Source organism: Flavobacterium sp. BFFFF1, from assembly GCF_002256285.1.
Lineage (GTDB): Bacteria > Bacteroidota > Bacteroidia > Flavobacteriales > Flavobacteriaceae > Flavobacterium.
The window spans coordinates 76,687-90,907 of the sequence record NZ_NKJE01000010.1; the positions used below are offsets into that span (position 1 = coordinate 76,687).

Genomic DNA, 14,221 nt, shown 5'->3' on the forward strand with positions numbered 1-14,221 from the left:
AATTCGATAATCACATGAACATCAAAAAAATGCTTCTCGTCACCCTGCTTTTTTCACTGCAGGCATATCCACAGTTAAAGACAGACACCATCATCAACACCGGCGTGTACAAGTCATATTTCTGTTACGAGGTCAAAGAGCCATTGTACGTCACCTATACTTTATACAAAGGCGGCGGTGATTGTGACCGCGGAAAAGAGCATTTCAGCTTTAAGAAATGCGGAATAAAGTCGGGCGCAGATAAAGACTATGCCGGAACCAGTTATGACAAAGGACATCTTGTTAATGCAGAAGATTTTGCATTCGACTGTGCCAAAGAGGAAACTACATTTTGTTATTACAATTGCCTGCCGCAAACTGTCGCACTTAACCGCGGCATTTGGAAAACCTGGGAGGAAAGGATCCGTGATAAATCCCAGCAAACAAAGTTGTTCATTGTAACCGGGGGTATTTATGGCACTAAAACAATTGGCGAAAACAAGATCGGCGTTCCGGATTACTGTTATAAAATCGTACTTGATGCTAAAACCCAGAAAATCCTGTGGTGCCTGCTCTTTCCAAATGACGACAGCAAATCAGTACAGGAAGTGTCTTTAGCCGCTTTAAAAAAGAAATTGGGCTATAAGCTAGTGCCTTAATGACGATAATTCTACAACAAATGGCGTAAATCCCGTAAGAGGTTTTCGTGGACAGCATACTAATTTTACAACATATAAACCAAAAATAGTATAGCCATGAAAAAAATAGCAATAACATTGATCGCTGCCCTCGCCATCATGTCATGTAAGAACGCTGCAAAAGAACAGGCAGAAATGGAACAGGCCAAACAGGCAACAATAGATTCCATTAGGATGGAAGTCGCAAAACAGGAAGCGGAAGAAGCACAGCAAAGGACGATAGACTCGATGAAGGCGGTAGCAGAAACGCAGCGTCTACAACAACAGGCCGTGGCTGGGAATGCTTCTTCATCCACCTCAACCTCCAGTTCCACCACAACGACAACCAAGAAAAAAGGCTGGAGCAATACTGCCAAGGGTGCCGTAATTGGTGCTGGAGTTGGTGCCGTGACCGGGGCTGTTGTTTCGAAACATAAAAAAGGTCAGGGTGCAATCATCGGTGGTGCTGCTGGCGCCATTTTAGGAGCTGGTGTAGGTTCCACAATCGACCAGAAGAAAAAAACCAGCGGGCAGTAAGATTGCACGGCCGCCAAATATTACACGAAAAAACCGGAACTGATTTAGTCCCGGTTTTTTCATTTTTAGAAAGTATTGTTACAACACTTCAGCGTGTTTCCGCAGCATGATCTCACGGCAGGCACCATCCCATAGCGCAAGCCTCTTTTGAAGCGAAGTCACAGTCGCTTCCAGTGCTTCGTCCCAAAACGCCTCATTGTCCCCACAAAGTTTTGATGTCATGTCTAATGCCAGATGGCTGTGGTGGTCGCCGTCTACTTCAATATGGCGTTCGAGGTAATATTTAAAAATCGATACACTGTCAGGGAATTGCCGGTGCATGTCATTGACAAGCGAAATAAACATGCCCGGAATCAGGTCTTCGCGGCCAAACGTGAATATCGCCGATTGCAGGTGATTTTTGCCACTGTTGATGATTTCAAACGTAAAATCGACAAACGCTTTCGCTTCAGCAGGCGTTTCCGAAGTTCGGTGTGCCTGCTCAAAATCCGACGTGGCTTGCAATACGGAAGTAAAGGTTTCGATTTGGGACAGGTCGGCACCGCATTGGCGCATCGCTTCAAGGTACAACTCAAAATGGCTTTTGCGGTTCCCTTCGGGATCGATATCTGATTCCTCGCCGGCTACGATTTCATTGATCAGGAACCGGGTATCAGCGTCGCCCACAGGAAACCAGGGCACCGATGTACAGGTTAAATTGCGTTGCAGGGATTTTAATAAAGACATGAAATCCCAAACCGCATAGATATGGTATTTCATAAATGTTTGCAGGTCCTCAACGTCTTTAATGGCTGAGTACACCTGGTGGTTCACAATGGCGTCCCGAAGCGGCGCAATGGTGTTGTTGATTTTTGTTACGTGGGAGTTCATAAGCTAATTTTTTTAGCAAAGGTACGAAAGCACGCGCAAAAACTAAATCATTGCAAGCTGTTTTGGATTGATTTTAATGTACAAAAAACGCATACTAGATTACTAGTGGACGCATCGTATCCACGTCCAGCGCACAGTTCATATCGGAAAAGTTAAAGTGAATAAAGTACCTTCTTCCTTATTGCTTACGAATGCCACGTGTCCGTTCATGAGTTTAATGTATCGGGCGACAATATTGAGTCCAAGTCCCGTTCCGGGAATATTACCGATATTATGCGCCCTGAAAAAGGGTTGAAAAAGGTGCTCCTGGTCTTCTTCAGGAATGCCAATCCCCCGGTCAAGCACGTTTATGATGCAGTGGCTTTCATTGATGGTGGTATTAAGTAAAATGATGCCGTCGTCACCGGAATATTTAATGGCGTTAGTCACCAGGTTAATGATGCAGTTTTTAAGCAGGTTCTGATCTAGTGAAATCATCAGGTTACCATGATGCGTAAATTGTATCCGTTGGCCATTTTTGGTGAGCAATTGCATCTCCTCGGTAATATCAGCGGCGAACTCGAAAAGGTTAAAGGGTATGGGGATTGACTGTATTTTGCCGAATTCCAGCTGCTCGATGTACAGGAAGTCATTCAGCACCATGTTCAGGTTTGTTACCGAATTCACGATTTTTCCGACATGTTTATTAATCTTAACATCTTCGTAAGTCTCAGCATATTTGTCAATCAGTGATGCAGATAGCTGGATGGTGCTCAAAGGGGTGCGGAATTCGTGCGATGCCATCGAAAGGAACCTGTTTTTAAGTAGGCCAAATTCTTTTTCTTTTTCGAGTGCGGCGCTGACCTTTCCCTTCGATTTTTCCAACGCCCGTATAGTGTTGTTTAAGGTCTTTGTGCGCTCTTCTACCAGTTCCTCCAGGTGCGAAGCATAGTTTTTCAACCGTACCTCATCGGTTTTTTGCTGGGTAAGATCATGGATAAATCCCGCATAGATCTTTCGGCCTGAGTATTTCACCTCGCTGACGCCCAGCTTAAATGGGAATTGGTATCCTTCTTTCGTCCTGCCCGTCAATTCGCGCCCGATGCCGATGATGTGTGCCTGCCCGGTCTCGTTGTAATGTTGTAAGTGTTTATCATGGTCTTCCCGCTCCGGTGACGGCATCAGCATGGAAATGTTGTTGCCGAGTACTTCGTATTCCGCATAGGCAAAGAGCCTACAGGCAGCCGGATTGATACTTTCTATCGTACCGCGTTCATCGATTGTAATAATGCCATCTATCGCATTGTGCACGAGGGCATGTAACAGGGCGGCATTTTCCATGAACATTGGTGAGCCAAATAATATCGGTTCAGGGTAAATGTAGGCTTTTAAAATGGGAAGTTTGATTTTAATAACGTTTAAAAATGATCGCATTGCAGTGCTTTGGTCAGGAATTACGCGTCGGCCAGGTCATCTCTCAAGGGCCAAAATATGACGCACATCACTAATCAGCCTGACATTCCTCATTATAAAATAGCCCATTTAATTGCACCTTTACTACTGGCGGACGAGGATTGCAAACCGCTTTTTAAAAAAGACAGGATGAGCGAGGATACGATTTTAAAGGAAAAAGTGATCGACGAACTGAAATGCAGGTTGTTGCATATAGCCAGCAAAATCAATGTGTCTGATTTTAACGGCAGGATTACTTTGACGGGTAACGTGAATGAGCGCGCTGATAAGTCAGAAGCAGAGACCATTGCGCGGAGTATGGCAGGTGTAACATCGGTTGTCAATGAGATCGATGTGATTGCCAATCCGTGGGAGGAAAAGAGAGACATTGAGATTGCCGCCGAGTTGATCAACGTCTTCCGGTGGAACTGGAATACTTTGAATGACAATATTGCGGCTACCGTTGTAAATGGGTGGGTGACACTTTCCGGGGAACTCGAATGGAACTACCAGAAAGAAGCGGCAAAGGTGGCTGCGGGCAATTTAATTGGAGTCAAAGGGGTGACAAATAATATTTCGATCCGCACTGCAAATGACGTAGAGGTTCACCGGGAAACCATTGAAAGGGCGTTGAAAAGCCATGCAGAAGTTGACGTTGAACATATCGCCGTAACGGTATCAGGACATGACCTGACGCTTTCGGGCAGTGTCGACTCATTGTACCAAAAGGAACTGGCCGGCCGGATTGCGTGGAAGGCGCCCGGCGTCATCCATGTGAATAATGAGCTCATTGTTGACGAATAATAAGCCGTTAACCACTAAAATATACACAAGTATTTATTCGTATTAAAACCAAATATCATGAAAACCCTTAAAAAATTAGGCATCTGGATGGATCATTCCAATGCAAACCTGATCGAATTTTCGGACGAAGTGAAACCTACGAGGACCATTTCGGCAGACTTTGACAACAGGGATATGGAAGAAACGCTGCAGCGGAGCGAAAATGAAATGCACAACAAGCAACAGCATAAACAGGGTTCCTATTACAAAGACCTAGCCGCCGAAATCAGGAATTTTAATGAAGTGCTGCTGTTCGGGCCAACTTCGGCAAAAGCAGAATTACTGAATTTTTTGAGAAAGGACCATCGTTTTGCCGACATTAAGATCGAATTGCATAACGCCGATAAAATGACAGACAAACAGCAGCACGCGTTTGTGCGGGATCATTTTAAACGTTTCGAAATTAAAACGCTGTAAAGCCAGATATTATTTAATTAAAATCCAATGTAATGATGAAAACAGTATTTGCGGCCATTTTTTTGAGTGCTGCAGCAGCAACATTCCTGATGAACCATTTTGGTAGAACCGCAAGGAAAATCAACAAACGTAACGCGCGGAAATAGTGATTCCTGCTTAAAAACGACTATCATAAGACAGCCATTTATTTTTTTAACCCTGTAACACCAACCAATATGAAAGTAGCTATTTTCAGTACAAAGTACTATGAACGAGAATATCTGGAACGCGCCAATGCAGCGGGCCAGCACCAACTTACTTACTTTGATGTACCCTTGCAGGAGCAGACGATGGATATGGCCAGGGGATTTGACGCAGTATCGATCCAGATTACAGATCGCGTGAACGCGAAGGTGATTTCCCGGCTGTCTGAATTGAAGGTCAAACTGATCGACCTGCGCAGCGCGGGTTATGATAATGTTGATGTTGAGGCGGCTACCGCTTTTGGCATTGCGGTCATGCGGGTTCCGGCCTATTCACCAGAAGCCATTGCGGAACATGCGACTGCGATGATTCTCACACTCGACAGGAAAACGCACAAAGCCTACAACCGTGTCCGGGAAAACAATTTTTCATTGCAGGGCCTTATGGGTTTCAACCTGCACGGCAAAACTGTCGGTGTTGTGGGAACGGGTAAGATTGGCACCGCTTTTTGCAACATCATGCTCGGTTTCGGGTGTAAAGTGGTTGCCTGTGACATCACGAAATCGGAGCCGTTGATAGAAAAGGGTGTAAAATATGTCTCGTTTGAAAAGCTTTTGGCCCTGAGCGATATTATCTCAATCCATTGTCCACTAACCCCAATGACAAAATACCTGTTTGATGCGATGGCTTTTTCTAAAATCAGGCGGGGGTTAATGTTAATCAATACAAGCCGCGGGGCGATCGTCAATACGAAGGATGCCATAAAGGCGCTTAAGTTGGGGCAGATCGGTTACCTCGGCATCGACGTATATGAAGGGGAGGAAAATATTTTCTTCCGCGATTTATCAGACACCATCATCAACGACGACCAGATTGAGAGGCTGATGTCGTTTAACAACGTGCTGATTACCCCGCACCAGGCATTTTTTACCACTGAAGCCCTTACCGCGATTGCCGACATTACGATAGAAAACTTCGATCATTTCGAACAGGGTGTTGTGAGCGAGAATGAAGTTACGGCTGCAACGCCAAAGATGTTGCTGAATCAATGATAAAGTAATGCCCATCACATTTTTGCACCCGCGCTGTCATTTCACCGATTATGTGAAACGCGCACCTTTGTAGGGAATCAACAACGAACCGTCTGGAGATGAAAAACAACGAAGAACTGCAAAAGAGCGTTCAGGACGCAATCTATTGGGAGCCACTTTTGCAAAAGGCAAGAATTACGGTTGTGGCGAATAATGGCGTGGTGACATTGTCAGGCGTTGTTGACCATTATGCCAAGAAAGCGGAAGCAGAACTAGTAGCCAAGAACCTAGCCGGGGTCAAGTCAGTAATAACAGGCATCAGCGTGGTGTCAAATGAAAAAGACCAACGTACCGACGTTGAAATTAAGGCGGCCATTGAGAATGTATTTAAATGGCACTGGGACATTCCAACGGAGCGCGTGCATGTTGCTGTCGAAGACGGATGGGTATTCATGACAGGAGAGCTGGAATGGAATTATCAGAAGGAAGCTGCTAAAAATGCCGTTACTAATTTGATTGGTATCAAGGGTATTACGAACAATATTAATATCATAAGCTGTTCGAAAGACAGTCTGGAGAAAAAGGACATTGAGCTGGCCATCCAGCGCAACAGTGCCATCGACTGTAAGAATATTGGCGTTTATGTACTGAATAATGTGGTCACGCTGACTGGCCACGTCGATTCCTGGTACCAGAAATGCGAATCGGCAAGAATCGCCTGGAACGCGCCGGGAGTGGTGCAGGTACAGAATGACCTTTATGTAGAATTCGACGAATAGCACAACTAAACAAATTAAAATGGCTTATATGAAAACAAATATTGGATTGACTGAAAACGCGCGGGAAGCGGTAGCAAATGAGCTTTCAAAAGTTCTCGCCGATGAGTATGTACTGTTTACGAAAACCAAGAATGCGCATTGGAATGTTGAGGGGCCGGACTTTTATGAAAAGCATAAATTTTTTGAAGCACAGTCGGGAGAACTCGATGCAATTATCGACAGTGTGGCGGAGCGAATCCGGACATTAGGGCATTATGTTGATGCAATGCTGAAAGCCTTTCTCAGTGTGACGCATTTTACGGAACAAAAACGCGAACGAAACGATAGCGCGGGCCACATTCGGGAATTGCTTGCCGATCATGAAAGTCTCATCATATTCCTGCGCGCTAATGTCGCTGTTTTTTCTGAAAAGTACCATGATGCGGGTACCAGTGATTTTATTACCGGCCTGATGGAGACGCATGAAAAAATGGCATGGTTCCTACGTTCCCATTTAAAATAACAGCAATACGCATCCATCCGTAAATGAAAAATATTATGAAAAAATCTGACCTGTTGTTGTATTTCCTTTTTGTAATTACCGCATCCATTGTGCTACTGAATCGCTTTACCTCGTTTTATATCAACGATTATCGTGTGCACTTTTTCTTCCTGTTTTTTGCAGCGAGTTCTTTTGTCATCATTGCAGGGCGTTTGTTTAAAAAACTGCAAAGCCGCCGTTCTGTGATCGTAACGTGTATTGTCATCGCCGCATTGTGTTTCGTAAGAGGTTTCCTGACATGGAGTGGCGACTGGAAAACGCAGACGGTTCTTTATGAAAGTAACACCGATAAAAACAAGACGATTAACATCCAACTGCGAGGCGACCGGTTTGCCTTCGGGTACAAGGAACGGGTCATTGGCGTATACCGGATTGCGCCATTTATGGATTGGGTCGCGGACGTGGATACGACTAATATTGACCATTCCAAATGGAAACGGCTTGATCTGCAATTGAATGAGATGGGATTGCCAAAGGAGAAATAGCCGGTCCAAAAGCAGGACTGTTTAAACGAAAAAAATAGGCTATGAAAAAGATTCTTGTCGCCACCGACTTCTCAGGCAACTCTAAAGCAGGCATTCGCTTTGCCATACAATTGGCATCACAGGCACCATTTGAGCTCGTTTTCTTTAATGTTAATGAGGTTTCGTCCATCAATGCATGGACAGACTTGAATTATAGCGACTTTAAGTCGGCCGAAAATGCGCAGCTAAAAGAAAAGCTGCGGAAATTTGTTGCGGGAGTATACCGGACAGCGCGAAAACAGGGCGGGAAGCTGGAATGTGTGATTGACAATAGTGCGGATACTGATTCGGCTATGATTGCTTACGCCCAAAAGATCAACGCAGATTTTATCTGTATCGGTACCCGTGGCGGTGGCACAGTTCGCAAATTGCTGGGAAGCAACGTATCAAAATTGATTACGACATCACCGATACCATTATTTGTGGTACCGCAAACGTACCACAGCAAGTGGCTGGACTCGATCTTATATGCCTCCGACATGGAGAACATTGCAGCAGAACTCAAGGTTGTTTCCCAATTTTCACTTCCCTTAGCGGCAGACATCAAGGTTTTTCATTATGATTATTTTCTGGAAGACAATGGGGTGATGGGCAAACTGGATGCCGCAGCTGCTGCACACTGTTCCCCCTCGGTCTCGTTCCATTTCAGAAAACTTGTTCCGGAATATCCCTTGCTAAGTCACTTGGAAAAGGACATCCGTTTGTCCAAACCATCATTGGTTGTAATGTTTACAAAGCAGGACCGCAATTGGTTCGAACGGTTATTCCTGTCGAGCAAAACTGCCGAGTTGGGTTTTGGGACCAAAACGCCCATGCTGGTTTTTAGGAAATAGCCTATTCTTCTTCCTCACTGTTTTTCATTTTAGAAAGCAGTTCATACGCGCCATTGGTCACGATTTTCCAGTTTGTATAATCCGCACTTTCTTCAAGGATCAATTCGGTGTAGTTTAACTCCGTAACACCCACTTTTACATTCATCAGCTTATACTGCATGGTCTTTTTGTCGGCTTTTCCCTCATTGTTTTCGATGAAAATGTATTTGCTTCCCTGGAATTCCACAACAGCCGTTGAGGGCACTGCCGGAACCTGCTGTGTCCCGCTTTCTACCAAAGCTTTAAGGTACATACCGGGAAGCAGGTTTTTGTCTTCCTTGTCAAGGTGGCAATGGATCTGGACAGTCCTTTCGGCGCTGATTTCTTTCCCGACGAGGTATACGGTCGCCATTCTTTCGGTGGTTTCATTGGCGAGCGTAAACCGCACCTTTTGGCCAATCTGCAGTTTTGGGACATCTTTTTCAAATACGGTGAGTTCCGCATGTAAGTGTCCGGTATCGGCAATTTCAAACAATACGTCCGTAGCATTTGCATACGCACCGATATTCGTATTCACTTCCGTCACGTAGCCGTCAATAGGAGAGTAGAGTGGAATGGTGCTTTGTATGGTACCGTTTTCAAGGCTGCTGATGTTGATGTTCATCAGCTGCAGTTTCGTTTTTAATCCGGCCACGCGGGCACGCATGCTTTCATACTCAGCCTTTGATTTCTGCAGCGTCTTCAGCGCATTTACATTTTCTTTGGACAATTCCTGCTGGCGTTCATAATCCTGCTTCAGGTAGTTTAACTGGCTCTTCAGGTCGATATAATCCTGTTGCGGCTGCACATAATCAGGGTTTTGCATCATCGCAACCACCTGTCCTTTGCGCACTTTCATGCCCTGCAGCATGGCCGTACTTTTTACAAAGCCGCCGAAAGGCGTAGAAATCGAAACAAGGTTTTGTGGCGGAACGTCCAGCATGCCATTGACTTTGGTAGTGCCACTAAGCGCTTTCAGCTCGACCATACCAAACTGTATGTCGGCAGATTTAAATTGTTCCGGATTGATTTCCACGATGTTTGCGGGAACTTCCGGCTCTGCGGCTGCTGGTGTTTCTTTTGGTTTGTCATTACAGTGTACCAGGAGTAAGGATGCAATAAGCAGTGCCGTGATGGTGTATATTTTTTTCATCTTATTGTTTAATTGTTTTTTCCTGAAAGGTATTCTAACAGACTGATGCTAAGGTTGTATTGCAATATCGCGTTGAGGTAATTTTCGCGGATGCTGTTCGCCGTGCGTAAATTGAACAGGTTTTCCGAATAGCTGATCTCACCGTTGCGGTAAGCACTTTCGCTTTTTGACAGCAACAGGTCCGCATTGGGTAGTCCTGATGATTTGTAGTATTCAAGGCTTTTCCGGTTTTTCCCAAATTCGCGCAACACTTGTTCATATTGGCCCTTCAGGTTGACTTGCTGGCTTTCGAGATTTTTGCCGGCAATCTCGCGGCTGATGGCAGCTGATTTTACCCTGGCGTTATACGCGCCAAAGAATATTGGTACCGAAATGCCGAATTGGAATCCCTGGAACCGGTTGCCCGAATCGGCGATCGCTAAACCGGATCCATCAATGGTTGCTCCAATCAGGGATTGGTTAAAATACCCGAAGGTCAGGTCGGGAAGGGCTTTCGACCGCTCCAGTTGTTTTTGTTTATCGGCAACTTCGAGCTGCTGTTGGAAATAAGCCAAAGCAGGGTTGTTACTGATGGCTGCCGGATCGCCGAAAGCCTCAAATTCATATGCATCGAAACCAGTTTCTGCAATGTCGATCTTCTCATCGCTTCCCAGCAACACCTGCAATTGCGAAAGATAAATCTCGATATTGGCTTCATCCTGACCCAGGATGTTCCGCGTTTCATTCAGCTGGGTTTCAGCGGTACTTTGTTCCAGCAGCGTGCTTTCTCCCGTTTTATAGCGCAATGCCGCTGATTTTAGGAAACCGCTGTAAATGCTGTCCTGTTTTTTGAGCAGTGCGCGCCTTGCATACAGATATTGCAGATTGAGGTAGGCCTGTTTGATCCGATAGGCGACTTCGTTTTGAGCAATTATTACCCGAAGGGTGCTGCTTTTGACCATCGCATTGCCCAAAGCGGCATGTGCAGAAAAGACAGTAGGGAAGGGGATAGTCTGGGAAACGGAGAAATAGTTGTCATTTTTAGCAGCACTGTTGATTTGCCCAAACTGCCCTGAGAATTCCGTTTTTGGAATTTCAATCGCTGCCTTTTTAAGCTGTTCCTGATAGGTCACGTCGAGCTGCGAAGCGGCTATGTCCTTATTGTTTTTCAGTCCCAACGCAATCGCTTCAGCCATGGTAATTGGCTTCATCTGTGCCTGGGACATATTGGCGCTGAATAGCAGGATTAAAATGATTATTGCGGAAGGTATTTTCATTGTTTTTCGTTTAAAATTTTCAAACCAGATGTATAAAATCGGCAGGATCAATAATGTCAGCAGCGTCGCCGTAAACAGCCCGCCGATCACTACCGTAGCGAGCGGTTTTTGTACTTCACCACCGCTGCCGTGCGAAATGGCCATCGGAAGAAAACCCAATGATGCAACAAGCGCGGTCATGATGACAGGGCGTAAGCGTACCGATGTTCCGCGGATTACGATGTCACGAAGATTTGTCATGCCCTCTTTTTTCAAGGCATTGAATTCGGCGATCAATACAATCCCATTCAACACCGCCACGCCAAACAAGGCGATAAAGCCCACACCAGCCGAAATGCTGAACGGCATCCCACGCAACCACAGCGCAAAAATTCCGCCAATCGCAGACAATGGAATGGCTGTAAAGATCAACAACGCCTGCTTCGCAGACCGGAATGCTAAAAACAGCAATAGGAATATTAACGCCAGCGATACCGGGACGGCAATGGAAAGCCGGTCTTTTGCGGCCTGCAAATTTTCAAACGTACCACCATAGGTCGGGTAATATCCGGAATCAAATTGTACCTGTCCGGCTATTTTTTCCTGTATCTCCGAAACGATGCTCTCCACGTCACGGCCCCGTACATTAAAGCCGACAATAATACGCCGTTTGGCATCGTCGCGCTGGATCTGGTTTGGCCCTTCTTTATAATCAATATCGGCAACCTGCTCTAGAGGAACCTGATTGCCATTCGGTGCAGTAACAAAAAGGTTTTTCACATCGTCGAGCGTCTGGCGGTTGTCGTGCGCCAGTCGAACGACCAGGTCAAACCGCTTTTCCCCCTCAAAGACCAGTCCGGCGGATTCGCCTGCAAATCCCGCGCGTATAGCCGAGTTGACATCTTCAATATTTAAGCCAAACTGGGCGATCTTGTCGCGGTGAAAAGCAATCACCACCTGCGGCAGGCCTGAAACCTCCTCTATATAAATATCCTCAGCGCCTTCGATCTTTCTGGCGATACTGCCTATCTGTTTCGCATATTTTGTGAGTTTGTTGAGGTCTTCGCCATATATTTTTATCGCAACATCCTGTTTCACACCCGAGATCAATTCGTTAAAACGCATCTGTATCGGTTGCTGGAATCCAAAGGTTGTTCCGGCAATGTGCTGTTCCAGCGTGGCCTGCATTTTTTCAGCGAGGTCTTCCGAATTATCGGCACTGGTCCATTCGCTTTTATCTTTGAGGATAATCATCAGGTCACAGGCTTCAACCGGCATGGGATCGGTGGGGATTTCTGAAGAGCCGATTTTACCAATCACTTCCTTCACTTCAGGGAAATTGTCTTTAATAACCTTAGCCGATTTCTGTGCGGCTTCGACCGTTTGTGACAGACTGCTTCCGGTCAATACGCGCATTTCCACTGCAAAGTCCCCTTCATCAAGTGTTGGGATAAATTCGGCACCAAGAAAACTGAATACGACAAAACTCAACACCAAAAAACCTGCGGCGATGCCTACCACCATTACTTTCGCCCTTAAGGCAAATTGCAATATTGGCGTATACCAGCGCTGCACGCGATTAATGATCTTGTCAGAGATATTCGGCTTATCCGAAATTTTCTTATTTAGAAACAACGCGCTCATGACCGGTACATACGTAAGCGACAGAATAAACGCACCGACGATCGCAAAAGACACTGTTTGTGCCATCGGCCGGAACATTTTGCCCTCAACGCCCACCAAAGCAAGGATCGGTAGATAGACGATCAGGATGACGATTTGCCCGAAAGCGGCAGAGCGCATCATTTTTCTGGCATTGCTGATGACTCCGGAGTCCATTTCGTCTTGTGTAATCTGCGATCCCTTGTGCTTCACATACAAATAGTGCATCGTGGCTTCAATGATGATCACGGCGCCATCGACAATCAGTCCAAAGTCTATCGCACCGAGGCTCATCAGGTTGCCGTCTACACCAAAAAGGTTCATCAGGCAAATCGCAAACAGCATCGATAGCGGAATTACGGATGCCACGATCAATCCCGCCCTGAGGTTACCGAGCAGCAATACCAATACAAAGATCACGATCAGTGCGCCCTCGGCCAGATTTTTTGTGACGGTACCGATCGCGTTGTCCACCAGTTTCGTACGGTCGAGAAAGGGCTCGATGGTAACACCTGCTGGCAGTGTTTTTTCAATCTGTGCCATCCGTGTTTTGACATTGTTAATGACTTTTGAAGCATTGGCACCTTTAAGCATCAGTACAATACCACCGACCACTTCACCTTCACTGTTGCGGGTCATCGCGCCGTATCTTGTTGCCGCCCCGATGGTGACGTCGGCAACATTCCGGATCAGTACCGGAATGCTGTTGGCATTGGTTTTGACAACGATATTTTCGATGTCGTCAATGTTTTTAATTAAGCCTTCGCTGCGGATGAAATAAGCATTGGGTTTTTTATCGATATAGGCGCCACCCGTATTCTGGTTGTTTTTTTCCAAAGCCGTAAAAACGTCGTGAATACTGATGTTCATACTGCGCAATTTGTCAGGGTTTAGCGCGATTTCATATTGTTTCAGGAAGCCACCAAAACTGCTGACGTCGGCGATACCGGGAACGCCAAGCAGCTGCCTGCGGACAATCCAGTCCTGTATGGTGCGCAGTTCAGTCGCGTCATATTTCTTTTCATATCCTTTTTTGGTATGGATAATATATTGGTAGATTTCGCCCAATCCCGTCGAAACCGGAGCCATTTCAGGACGGCCCATTCCGGGAGGAATCTGCTCAGTGGCGGCAGCAAGTCTTTCGCTGACCTGCTGACGTGCCCAGTACACATCAACATCTTCTTTAAAAACTACGGTTACAACCGACAATCCGAAGCGGCTAAACGAGCGCACTTCTTCAATATCGGTAATGGTGGCCATGGTCTGTTCTACGGGGAACGTTACAAAACGCTCGATATCCTCCGCGCCGTTGCTTGGGGAAGTTGTTATAATCTGGACCTGGTTGTTGGTGATGTCAGGAACGGCATCGATGGGCAGCTGCCTGACGGAGTATACGCCCCAAAGGATCAGCGCAAAAACCATAAGACCAACCACCAGTTTGTTCTGCACAGAGAACGCAATGATTTTGTTTAACATTTTCAGTATGGTATAAGAAATGGAAATCACAG

Annotated in this window: 13 protein-coding genes; 9 read left to right on the plus strand and 4 right to left on the minus strand. The window is 45.9% G+C overall.

The features are described from left to right. Positions 1-14 precede the first annotated feature (14 nt). Together CFE23_RS08145 and CFE23_RS08150 are read left to right on the plus strand one after the other, a co-directional pair. Positions 15-638: a DNA/RNA non-specific endonuclease gene (locus tag CFE23_RS08145; protein ID WP_291086602.1), complete on the plus strand. Its 624-nt coding sequence runs from the start codon at positions 15-17 to the stop codon at positions 636-638. A 96-nt stretch (positions 639-734) separates the two neighbouring features. Further along, positions 735-1,193, plus strand: coding sequence for a YMGG-like glycine zipper-containing protein (locus CFE23_RS08150; protein ID WP_291086604.1), 459 nt, complete (start codon positions 735-737; stop codon positions 1,191-1,193). 78 nt (positions 1,194-1,271) lie between these two features. Here CFE23_RS08150 and CFE23_RS08155 read toward each other — a convergent pair whose 3' ends face one another. Both CFE23_RS08155 and CFE23_RS08160 read right to left on the minus strand, forming a co-directional pair. Next, positions 1,272-2,063, minus strand: coding sequence for a DUF3050 domain-containing protein (locus tag CFE23_RS08155; RefSeq protein WP_291086606.1), 792 nt, complete (start codon positions 2,061-2,063; stop codon positions 1,272-1,274). 138 nt (positions 2,064-2,201) lie between these two features. Further along, the gene (locus tag CFE23_RS08160; RefSeq protein WP_291086608.1) at positions 2,202-3,476 is read right to left on the minus strand and encodes a PAS domain-containing sensor histidine kinase; all 1,275 of its coding nucleotides are present in this window, start codon (positions 3,474-3,476) and stop codon (positions 2,202-2,204) included. Positions 3,477-3,533: 57 nt separating this feature from the next. On the opposite strand from CFE23_RS08160, the gene CFE23_RS08165 reads away from it, so the two are divergent. The 7 genes from CFE23_RS08165 (at position 3,534) to CFE23_RS08195 (ending at position 8,645) form a co-directional block, all read left to right on the plus strand. Beyond that, the gene (locus CFE23_RS08165) at positions 3,534-4,298 is read left to right on the plus strand and encodes a BON domain-containing protein (RefSeq protein WP_291086610.1); all 765 of its coding nucleotides are present in this window, start codon (positions 3,534-3,536) and stop codon (positions 4,296-4,298) included. 57 nt (positions 4,299-4,355) lie between these two features. Then, entirely contained in the window at positions 4,356-4,754 is a 399-nt protein-coding gene (locus CFE23_RS08170; RefSeq protein WP_291086612.1) for a hypothetical protein, read from the plus strand. Between the two features lie 215 nt (positions 4,755-4,969). Beyond that, a complete protein-coding gene (locus CFE23_RS08175) occupies positions 4,970-5,989 on the plus strand; it encodes a 2-hydroxyacid dehydrogenase (protein WP_291086614.1) in 1,020 nt (339 codons plus the stop codon). 98 nt (positions 5,990-6,087) lie between these two features. After that, on the plus strand, positions 6,088-6,747 hold the full coding sequence (locus CFE23_RS08180) for a BON domain-containing protein (RefSeq protein ID WP_291086616.1): 660 nt from the start codon (positions 6,088-6,090) through the stop codon (positions 6,745-6,747). 28 nt (positions 6,748-6,775) lie between these two features. Then, on the plus strand, positions 6,776-7,249 hold the full coding sequence (locus CFE23_RS08185; RefSeq protein WP_291086618.1) for a DNA starvation/stationary phase protection protein: 474 nt from the start codon (positions 6,776-6,778) through the stop codon (positions 7,247-7,249). Positions 7,250-7,284: 35 nt separating this feature from the next. Beyond that, entirely contained in the window at positions 7,285-7,773 is a 489-nt protein-coding gene (locus CFE23_RS08190; RefSeq protein ID WP_291086620.1) for a hypothetical protein, read from the plus strand. A 41-nt stretch (positions 7,774-7,814) separates the two neighbouring features. Next, positions 7,815-8,645, plus strand: coding sequence for a universal stress protein (locus CFE23_RS08195; RefSeq protein WP_291086622.1), 831 nt, complete (start codon positions 7,815-7,817; stop codon positions 8,643-8,645). 1 nt (position 8,646) lies between these two features. Here the strand turns inward: CFE23_RS08195 and CFE23_RS08200 are convergent, their stop codons facing one another. Together CFE23_RS08200 and CFE23_RS08205 are read right to left on the minus strand one after the other, a co-directional pair. Continuing rightward, a complete protein-coding gene (locus tag CFE23_RS08200; protein WP_291086624.1) occupies positions 8,647-9,816 on the minus strand; it encodes an efflux RND transporter periplasmic adaptor subunit in 1,170 nt (389 codons plus the stop codon). Between the two features lie 8 nt (positions 9,817-9,824). Beyond that, on the minus strand, positions 9,825-14,189 hold the full coding sequence (locus tag CFE23_RS08205) for a CusA/CzcA family heavy metal efflux RND transporter (protein ID WP_291086626.1): 4,365 nt from the start codon (positions 14,187-14,189) through the stop codon (positions 9,825-9,827). Positions 14,190-14,221: the final 32 nt, after the last annotated feature.

Coding starts and splice junctions, on each gene's coding strand:
- CFE23_RS08145 (WP_291086602.1), top strand. CDS start 15: ATGAACATCAAAAAAATGCTTCTCGTCACCCTGCTTTTTTCACTGCAG.
- CFE23_RS08150 (WP_291086604.1), top strand. CDS start 735: ATGAAAAAAATAGCAATAACATTGATCGCTGCCCTCGCCATCATGTCA.
- CFE23_RS08155 (WP_291086606.1), bottom strand. CDS start 2,063: ATGAACTCCCACGTAACAAAAATCAACAACACCATTGCGCCGCTTCGG.
- CFE23_RS08160 (WP_291086608.1), bottom strand. CDS start 3,476: ATGCGATCATTTTTAAACGTTATTAAAATCAAACTTCCCATTTTAAAA.
- CFE23_RS08165 (WP_291086610.1), top strand. CDS start 3,534: ATGACGCACATCACTAATCAGCCTGACATTCCTCATTATAAAATAGCC.
- CFE23_RS08170 (WP_291086612.1), top strand. CDS start 4,356: ATGAAAACCCTTAAAAAATTAGGCATCTGGATGGATCATTCCAATGCA.
- CFE23_RS08175 (WP_291086614.1), top strand. CDS start 4,970: ATGAAAGTAGCTATTTTCAGTACAAAGTACTATGAACGAGAATATCTG.
- CFE23_RS08180 (WP_291086616.1), top strand. CDS start 6,088: ATGAAAAACAACGAAGAACTGCAAAAGAGCGTTCAGGACGCAATCTAT.
- CFE23_RS08185 (WP_291086618.1), top strand. CDS start 6,776: ATGAAAACAAATATTGGATTGACTGAAAACGCGCGGGAAGCGGTAGCA.
- CFE23_RS08190 (WP_291086620.1), top strand. CDS start 7,285: ATGAAAAAATCTGACCTGTTGTTGTATTTCCTTTTTGTAATTACCGCA.
- CFE23_RS08195 (WP_291086622.1), top strand. CDS start 7,815: ATGAAAAAGATTCTTGTCGCCACCGACTTCTCAGGCAACTCTAAAGCA.
- CFE23_RS08200 (WP_291086624.1), bottom strand. CDS start 9,816: ATGAAAAAAATATACACCATCACGGCACTGCTTATTGCATCCTTACTC.
- CFE23_RS08205 (WP_291086626.1), bottom strand. CDS start 14,189: ATGTTAAACAAAATCATTGCGTTCTCTGTGCAGAACAAACTGGTGGTT.